General features: G+C 65.4%; 4 protein-coding genes. 1 reads left to right on the top strand and 3 read right to left on the bottom strand.

Annotation, left to right across the window (positions count from 1 at the left end):
- Positions 1-984: 984 nt before the first annotated feature.
- From QK444_RS30755 to QK444_RS30745, 3 genes are all read right to left on the bottom strand, one after another.
- Positions 985-2,343 (bottom strand): hypothetical protein, encoded by a 1,359-nt coding sequence (locus QK444_RS30755; protein WP_282785598.1) that lies wholly within the window; start codon positions 2,341-2,343, stop codon positions 985-987.
- 448 nt (positions 2,344-2,791) lie between these two features.
- The gene (locus QK444_RS30750; RefSeq protein ID WP_282785597.1) at positions 2,792-3,625 is read right to left on the bottom strand and encodes a UbiA family prenyltransferase; all 834 of its coding nucleotides are present in this window, start codon (positions 3,623-3,625) and stop codon (positions 2,792-2,794) included.
- A 105-nt stretch (positions 3,626-3,730) separates the two neighbouring features.
- Positions 3,731-5,017 carry a cytochrome P450 gene (locus QK444_RS30745; protein ID WP_282785596.1) on the bottom strand — a complete coding sequence of 429 codons (1,287 nt, stop codon included), beginning with the start codon at positions 5,015-5,017 and terminating at the stop codon, positions 3,731-3,733.
- 526 nt (positions 5,018-5,543) lie between these two features.
- On the opposite strand from QK444_RS30745, the gene QK444_RS30740 reads away from it, so the two are divergent.
- Positions 5,544-6,360 (top strand): TetR/AcrR family transcriptional regulator (locus QK444_RS30740; RefSeq protein ID WP_282785595.1); only part of this gene is annotated, 817 nt, incomplete at its 3' end.

The raw sequence follows: 6,360 nt of genomic DNA, 5'->3' as shown, positions 1-6,360 counted from the left end.
TTTTTTATCCCCCAACCCCCAACCCGGGGGGGGGGGGTGGGCCCCCGGCCGCGCATGCACCGATTCCAGGTCGACGACTGCCAAAAGGAAGCTCCGCGGCTATGCGCCCAGCCACCGACGATCGTGACCACGCCCGTGCGATGCTCAGCTCCGGACTCAGCCTGGCTCTAGCCCTGATCGAGGTTGCGGAGAGCTACGACAGCATCGCGGCATTGCATACCCTCGAGACCGTCGCCGCACGCTGTGCGGCGATAGGAGTACCGGTCGACTCCGTGCACGAGATGGTGGATGAAGGAGTCGAATCAGCGACAGGCGCGCTCGAGGAAAATCAGCTCAGCTCAGCGGTACTCGCGCACGTATCCCATCTACTGCACAGCTCGGTGACACACGCGTACCGGGCGCGGCCGACCGGAACAGCCCCTATTCCGGACACCACGGGCAAGTACCCCGTTCGTCCTCACCGTGCAATTCCGGTGCAGCGCCACGAGTAGCGACTGAGCGGCAAAGTGCGGGCGCGCCGCCCTGGTGCCATAACTCGAGGCGGCACTCTGGCCGACTCCCAAAGGCCGACCCCCTCGCCCAGCGCGAGGCGGCAGAGCCATGAGCGATTGCGACGCGATCATCATCGGCGCGGGCAACGCGGGCCTGACCGGTCGACGAGTTCGATGAACCCGTCGACCGCGGCCAGTGATGAGTGCGGGTCGCGGAATCGCAGTCCAGGAAATTGTCGCGAGCGAGCGACGAATGCCTGCTCGTTCGTTGACCACTCCACATCGATGGACGACAGACGAACCTCCGTACCCACCCTACTTCCTGGCAGGCATTCGTCTTCGGCGCGAGTGCTCGGCGTCGATTGCAGGGAGCGGCGGAAGTGACGGAACAGCCAGCAAATCATTGACATACAGTGTCTTCAGAACGCGTGGCAACCGAATGCCAGTGGCACGCTGTTGGCGGTATCGATGACAAGGCGCGGGGTTCGTCGTATCAGTGGCAGCTTCCGATGACGGTGAGGTCGTCGCATGCGGCGACGATGTTGGACCGGGCGCTGGTGAGCAGTCGTTCGAGTAGGTAGAGCCGCAGCAGCTCATTGGTAGGGCCTGTCGTGGCACAGCTCGATCCCCGCACCCGGGCATAGGTGGCGGAGTTGACGTGCGGTTGGACGACGACGACTTCATAAGGCACGACTGCGATTTCGCGGCGCGGACTGGCGGAGTGGGCGGCTTTGACGTGAATGAGGGTCAGAGTGCCGTCGTTGGCGATATGGACGAAGTCGGCGACTTCGCCCGATCCGTCGTCACATATCAGCCAACCATCGCGGTACTGGCGGACCACCCAAGCGAACAAGGATTCATCGCCGTGCACGCCGATGGCGTCATGGATGGCCTGGGTGCCAGCGGCTTTCGGCTTCTCCTGGTCAAGTCGGTAGCCAGTGAAGTCACGGAAGTCCCAGTTGGCGAAGCGTGCCGTGGTGATGGGTGCGGTGTAGAAGGTGTTGTGGGCGTATGCATGTCCCGAGCGGTAGTAGATCGTGAGCAGGTCGCCGTGGACGAGGGCGTCTCGGACCGGCTGAACCCGGGCCGGATCGGTGGGATTGCCGCGCAGGCCGATGTCGAGAATATACCGGCCGTTGACGTGTTTCGGTGTCACGCCCAGGCGGCCGCCGATGGCGCCGTCGATACCGACGTCGAGGGTGAAGGCCGCGGAGTGTGGATCGCCGTCGATGGCATGGATCGCGTGCTGGAGCAGTTCGGCGTCGGAGACGAGCTCAGTGTCGGTGTTCGGGAAGCTCAGCAGGTCATCAGGAGTGAGGACGGCTACGGCGTATGCGCCGGTGATGCCGCTCAGGTCGGAGGCTTGGCGGGCAAGGACGGGCAGAGGGCCGGCGGTGGTGGGTCCTCGGTGCATGGCCGCACGCACGAGTGTGAGCAATTCGATTACCGCGGTGACGTAGTGGGCGAAGTCGATGGTGGGGGCCGAGGACCAAACCGATGAATTTGCTGGGGTGGTGCCGACTTTGCCGGCGAAGGCGGTGCGGTCCGGCGAGCTTTCGAGGTCGACGCGGGCCGAACGCATCGCGAAGGATGAGTCGTGTGCCGGATCGAGTGCGTCCTGTAGCCGGGTCCCGCTGATGTTCTTGGAATCGGGTTTGGTGGTGCGTCGGCGGTGAGTGCCTTGCAGCCACAGCCCTTTTACTTCGCCTTGCAGCAGCGCGGTCTCGAGGACCTGCGGCGGGATACGGCGCCATTCGGGTTGGGGAGGCTTGTTGAGCCAGCCCTGCAGCCGCCGGGTGGTGGCGGCGTCGGCGTATACAGCCACCAGATGCTGATGGCGCAGCGCCAGCACCAGAGTGTGCTCGGTGTCGCGGAACTCGATAGTGTCCTGTGCCCAGCTGGGGGCGTATTCGAGCCGCCAGACGACACCGACCAGGTCGTTGATGTCGGCTGCGGTCAGGATCTCGAGTGTGGGCTCGTCGGCGGGGTCCTCGGCGCGCCACCGGACCCGTGCGAGTAGGTCGACCGAACGGCCGGGGTGACGCCGTGGCGCGGACCCGAGGAAGGCCGACAGTCGCTCGAAAGCGCGTGCCGGGTCGGGGCCGTGGCATTCGAGAACCACCACCGACAGGTAGGGGCGCAGAGCGTCCAATGCCAAGGTGTGTGTCTGCTGGGATATCTCGTCGAACACGCGAATCCTCCAGGACTGCGATCGGGATGAGAGTCGTTCGGTCATCGCGGTGGTTCCGCGATGATGCTGCGGGAGAAGTCGGCTGGGAGGGGAGCCCCCGAGTGAGGAGCTACCGCGCGAGCGCGGGTACGGCGCTGGCCAGCGTGAGGCAGTACCAGTAGGTGTAGAGCATGTAGGTGGTGTTGTCGGAGCTCCGATCTCTACATCGCAGGACTCGGACCGAGATCGTGAACGACACCAGGGCGGCGACGCCACCGAGAAGGGTTGCCGTCGTTGGTGCGTGCGCGTAGAGCAGGACGTAGAGCACGAAGGGGTAGATCGCGAAACTCGCGCCGAGCAGGACGCGCAATCGCTGCTCGCCGAATACGACAACGGCGGTGCGACGGCCCGCGGCAAGGTCACCCTCCAGGTCGCGGAGATCCTGCAGCGACACCAGGACTCCGAGCGGCACCGCGATCGCCAGGATCCATGTCCACGCCGCAGCGGACAAGGGTGTCACGATCTGCCAGGCGGCCCCGAGCTGTGCGACGGTGCCGGCCACCATCGCGGTGTTCTTGCCCCACCAGGTCATCGCACCGCGCAGGTGGTTGTGGAATACCCAGGCCGCGATCCAGAGCACGGTCCATTCGGCGACACCGAGCACTACCCCCACGACCAGGAACACTCCTGTCACCACGACGAGCCGGCACCGTGCCCCGTCGGGCGTGATCAGGCCCCGTACCAGCGGGCGGTGCGGTTTGTTGACGCGGTCCTCGTTGATACCGGTGAGTTGGTTGGAGAGGTTGAACGTGTAGATGTAGAGCCAGAAATAGACACAGCAGCCGAGCATGATCGCGGGGATGCGCCCCGCCGGGAGCCCGGCGTTGCCCGATGCCGCGAGCACGAAGATGGTCGCGGGGACCACGGTGGCGGTCAGATCTCCCCAGGTGAATGACCAGCACACCGACAGTTCGTGTCCGACGGCGTACAGGATTCTGTGTGCCGCAGTGTGATTCCGCGTTCTTACCGTTGTCACTGCTCCGTGCTTTCGTGTGATGTCGCAGGGCGGTCAGCACTGGAGTGACTGCGGCTGTCTGGTCGACAGTCGCATCGGCAGACATCGGGGCGCGGGAAGGTCCTTCAGTGCCACCACGGTCGGGGCAGCGCGCACAGGTGAGAGCCGCCACGCCGCGGTGATGTGCGCGAGCGCGAGTGTCGCGGTGGTGAGGGCGAACTGGTCACCGATACAGCGGCGGGCCCCCGCGCCGAAGGGGATGAACGCGGTTCGAGGCGGGGCGAGGCCGATCCATCGATCCGGCACGAACGCGTCGGGGTCGAGGTACAGATCGGGCCGGCGGTGGATCAGGTGGGGACTGACCGCAACGGTCGTCCCGGCCGGGATCGAAATATCGTCGATGAGTGTGGCTGCCGTGGTGATCCGGGTCAGGAGCCATCCGGGAGGATACAGCCGCAGCGTCTCGGTGACGACCCGTGATAGGAACGGCAGTCTCGTCAGGTCATCGACCACGGCCGTCCGACCGGCCAAGGCCGTATCGACCTCGGCGTGCACCGTGCTCGCGCTGCGTGGGTCACGGCCGAGCAGGTACAGCGCCCACACCAGGGTGCTCGCAGTCGTCTCCGCACCGGCGAGGAAGAAGGTGAAGACCTGGTCGATCAGCTCCTCATCGGTCAGCGTCGCTGCCGCACCAGGCGACCGGGGATCGTGCGCGCTGATCAACGCCGACAACAGATCGCCCTGATCGTCCCCGCCGCCACGGCGGTGCCGGATCAACTCCGCGCCGAGCCCGCGAACCCGGTCGCGGGCGAGCAGGAAGCGCCGGTTGGCCGGTGTCGGAACGCGATTGAGCGCCGAAGGCATGACGGTCCTGCGAAACAGTCCCGCCGCGAGGACACCCACATCACTAGCGGCCCGGCGGATTACCTGTTCGGGCAGCGACGTCGAAAACATCGTCCGCACGGCGATATCCACGGTCAGTTCCGACATCTGCGAGACCACGTCGACCTCGTGACCGTCGCACCATGACCGTAGTCGCGCCTGCACCGACGCGGTGGCCACCTCGGCGTACCCGGGTAGTCGGTCGATCCGGAAAGCGGGCTGACACAACCGGCGTTGGCGTCGATGCCGAGTGTGGGGGCAGGTTCCCAGCCCGCCGCCGGCCACCTCCCGCGATCGCTCATAGAACGGTCCGCCCTTGTCGAAGGTGCGGTCGTCGAGCAGCACATTCCAGGTCAAATCCGGGTCGCATACCAGGACAACGGGCAGCGTTCCCAACTGAATACGCAACACCGGCGCACCGCCGATCAGCGATGACAAGAACCCCAGCGGGTCCCTCATGAAAACCGCCGCGTGCCCCAACAGAGGCCGACCTCCCGGCGCGGCGGGAACAGCATCCAGATCAGACATGCCTCACCCGCATCCTCGCGTTAACGTGCCGATGGTGACTGTGGCCGCGCGGGCTGATGCCGTGCAGTGAACTGAACGCGCCAGCGTTTACCCGGAACCCCTCGATCCGAGCATTCGATCCGTGCCGACGAGCACACACCGCCTCGACCATCGCCGAGATACACCGATCGCCCGGTACCCGGCGGTCGCACGCCTTCTCCCGATCGGAGCCCATATGTCGTGCCCTTCATCGACCGGCCGTCCCACACGCCGGATGGTGGATGGGCGTGAAGCGCTGTGCCCGCGAAGCCAATTCAGATGCTAGCAACATCTGAATGGTTAGAACATCCAAATCGGCCGAATGAGCGCCTCTCGCCAGCGGGCGGGGTGGTATTGGTAGCAACGACCGACTCGCCCAGTGGCTACGGTCGAAGGTGATCGCCGCGACTAGGCGGCCAGAGATGAGACGAAGGTACCGATGGGACGGCTGACCAGAGCTGAACAACAGGAGGTGACCCGTCGGCGGGTCCTCGACGCAGCCCACCGCGAATTCACCGAGCGAGGGTTTCGCGGTGCCACCGTCGACGGCATCGCCGAACGCGCCGGACTCACCCGCGGCGCGGTCTACTCGAATTTCCCCGGCAAACGTGGCCTCTATTTCGCCGTACTGGCGCGTGAAGCCGAACAGGCAGCGCCCCCCGAGGGCTCCCCCGCGACCACGCCCGCCGCCGCTCTCGCGGCATTCGCCAGTACGTGGGCCGAGCGGCTCCCTCGCTCACAAGGCTATGCTTACACCGCACCCGAGCAGCTGACCTCACCAATCCTCAGCATTGACCTGATCCCGGAAATCCAGAGCGATGACCGGATCCGCAGACCGTTCGCCCAATTGATCGAGCTCGACGCCATCCTGCTCGCGCTCGCGCTCGAGGCCCTCAGCGCGCCGTCCGATCTACCACTACATCGCTTCCTCGATGTCGCATCCTCAGCGCTGACCGTTCTGTACGGAGCGACCCAGTTGTCCTTCGCAGCACCCGGCTTCGTCGATCCGTCCCAGATAGTCGCCTTGTGCGAACAACTCCTGCGATTCCATCCCGACCCGGAACCAGCACCCCGTCCCTATGCCGAGACACCACCCGCGCACACAGTCGACGAACCCTGGACGCCGCGAACCTGTTTCGACATGGTCCACAGCGTCCCGATCCGACTCGACGGGAACCGTACGATCGCGATTCTCGGGATGCACCGGATCTCCGCTGTCCGCGAGCTTCTCACAACAGACCCTCGTCCATCGCCTG

It is taken from the genome of Nocardia sp. CC201C (assembly GCF_030010695.1).
GTDB classification, from domain to species: domain Bacteria; phylum Actinomycetota; class Actinomycetes; order Mycobacteriales; family Mycobacteriaceae; genus Nocardia; species Nocardia otitidiscaviarum.
The sequence above is the reverse complement of the archived record's forward strand: the minus strand, read 5'-3'. Positions and strand labels throughout refer to the sequence as shown.

Excerpts from the sequence above, each read along its gene's own strand:
- QK444_RS30745 (WP_282785596.1), bottom strand. The coding sequence starts at position 5,017 with ATGAGGGACCCGCTGGGGTTCTTGTCATCGCTGATCGGCGGTGCGCCG.